The organism is Hydrocoleum sp. CS-953 (assembly GCF_002260545.1).
Classification (GTDB): Bacteria; Cyanobacteriota; Cyanobacteriia; order Cyanobacteriales; family Microcoleaceae; genus Trichodesmium.
The window spans coordinates 1-2,839 of the sequence record NZ_LGSU01000353.1 but is presented as its reverse complement, the minus strand read 5'-3'; the positions used below and the strand labels follow the sequence as shown (position 1 = coordinate 2,839).

Sequence of the window (2,839 nt, the reverse complement as noted above, 5' to 3'; positions counted from 1 at the left end):
ATATAGTTTTAATTTCTGTTCGGTTTGACAATGCTGTTTTTCCTAACAATTGTAAATCTGGATCTATATTTTTCAATTCCCTTTGTTTATCCTTCAATAATGAGGGTATTTTTAATAATTCCATTACCCCAATAGTTGCACCTAATAAACAATCATTAAAATCAGGAATAAAAATATTACCTTTACCTAAATTCAACAATTTTTTTGCTACTTCCCTATCTCGCATTGCTAAATATGGTCTTCCTACTGTCATAAAATAATGTAGTTGCAATTGTTCATACCACCCACTATCATCTTTTTGAACTAATTCAGTAGTTATGGGAATGCTATAACGTAACATTAATTCAAATTTCCGTTGTTCCCGTTGTTTTTGAATTGGTTTTGATAATCTTTTTTTGAGTTTTTGATACTCAGATAAACTAATATTTTTGGCAGTGGCGATCGCTTCACATTCTGTCTGATAATTTTGCTTAATTACGGTAGCTATAGCTTCCTGCAACGCATTAATTTCTGTCGAAGTTTCTGATGATTTTTTTGTTTCTGAATTATCGGGTAAAACTTCTGGAGAAATTTCTAGAATCTGATGACCTTCTATTCGTAAAGATTCTAAAACAGATTCTCGATATTGATTCATTCCAGCATTAAAACGAACCGCCATTTTTGCCCAACACAAAAAAGATTCTGCCTGAAAACCTACTTCCAAATCATCTAAACTATCAAAATCAGATTGTTGTAATAATCTAATATTGAGTTGAGTCAAACGCTGTTCGGAATTAAGCAAAGAAGTGATGGAAGTCGAACCATTACCGACCTGATTAAAAGCACAATTTGCTACCCATAAATACCTGGGAATATTTTCACGAACTCTACCTAAAGATTGACAAACAGAAGTTGCTCCTTGTACCCCCTGAGCAATTGCCCAAACTGAAGTAAAATGCCCTTGAATATCAATACTAACTCCTGTTTCAATTGAGGGAGAAGCTAAGACAATATCGTATTTTGGTAATACTTGATTTAATGATTTAATACAACCATAGGCAGGATGATTTGGTTCTGCTAAAGATTCGGAATCTATTCTCAGAATTTTTAACTGGGGAAACTGTTTTTTCAGATAAGCTTCTAAAGCACGAGTTCCCCATTTACTTGTTAATTTTTGCGCTGATAAACAAACCATTGGTTTGCCACCTTCACGAATATGTTTGTGTAAATCTGCTATTAATTTTTTGGGAGTTTTTTCTGGATAATTAAAGATTTGCCAAGCTTCTTTTTCTCCAGGCAACCAATCATTTTGAATAATGAAAGGTTCTAGTTTGACTCCTGCTAAAGCTTGTAAATAACCTATAGAAATATCGCTTAAGTCAGAATCAGCTATAAATACTTGACCGACACCTCCTAAAACATTTTGCATTAATGTTTTGAAACATCTGAGAATTTCTACCCTGTTTTGCCGACAAGTATTAGAATTTAAACCATGCCAAATTACCTGTTCAATTTCATCAATAATTACTATTCCATCTGACCAAATTTCGGGATTAAAGTTTGCTTGGGAATTCGGATGTAAAGAGTCAATACATAAACCTATACCTAATAATTGATCTGGAGATTCTGAGTTGACTTCTGTAATATATTTCAATCCAAAACGTTGACATAATTCTTGTACTAATTGCACCCGATGACCGATAACTAAAACTTTTTGATTCCGAGCAACAGCTTCAGCAACTATTTTTTCTAATAATTTAGTTTTTCCAGTTCCTTTAGCAGATTTTATGCCTACAAGTTTGGCTGGAAAATTTGTACTATAAGCTAAATCAAGATTATCTAATTGCTGTAAATTATTATTGCCTAAAGAACTAAAAATATTTTGTTCTGAGAGATAGCGACTATTAACTCTCAAATTTACGGGATATGTGAGACGACTAAATGATTTAGCTTTCCAAAGTTCTAAAGGTAATGCCTTTTCATAAGCTTCATCAAAAACATTTTTTCCATGATTAGCGATTAAATCATCTACTCCTTTACCTAATTCTGGATTCCAGGAAATTACTTTAACATTACATCCTTTTTTTGTGAGCAAATATCCAGTTTTTCTAATAGCAGCATTAACATTTTGAATAGTTTTCGGTTTAGTATCTTGGTCAAATACAATATAAATTTCTCGATGATTATTAGTCAGCTTTTCTAACTGAGGAATTAAGTTTTGTTTGCCGATACAGTTGCCATATTCGTCTCTCAAAACTCGATACCCACCAAATATTCCTGGTAAAGCAATAGCTACATAAGATGCTGTTAGTAAAGCACCTGCTTTTTTCGCTCCTTCAGTAATACATAAAGGTATCTGAGGATGGGCGATAAACCACTGCCAAAAACCCTGGTCTGGTTGATTATTATCAATATCTTCTGGGAGAATTTCTAATTGATAACGACTAGCTATTTTCTGCCATAAATGTAGAGGAATTTTTAGAGCAAATAAACTGGTAGGAGTTTTGGGAGGATGTTCATATTTTATTAACTTTTTTTGGTCGTAACTATGACGTGGTTGACTAGGTTTAAAACAACCCCAAAGGTCTTCTTCTCCTGAGAGTAAATTAATTCCAGAACACCACCATCCACCTTCTTCAATATGTTGATATCTTTTTAATATTTCGCTCGTTACTCGACCATCATTTCGTCGAGGAATGGCATCAGAATAAAATAAAAATTCATAAGGTCGTTGTCCTTCTAAGGGTACAACATTGAGGTGGATTAATTGGTCATCAACACAGCTATTAGTCCATTCTTGGAAATAATTAATATGTGGTTCGGGATTGGGGTTCATTGAATGATGCACTCTATATATAGT

General features: G+C 33.3%; 1 protein-coding gene. It reads right to left on the bottom strand.

What is annotated here, in order from left to right:
• Window positions 1-2,815 (bottom strand): plasmid replication protein, CyRepA1 family (locus AFK68_RS03320; protein WP_246843973.1); only part of this gene is annotated, 2,815 nt, incomplete at its 3' end.
• Window positions 2,816-2,839 lie beyond the last annotated feature (24 nt).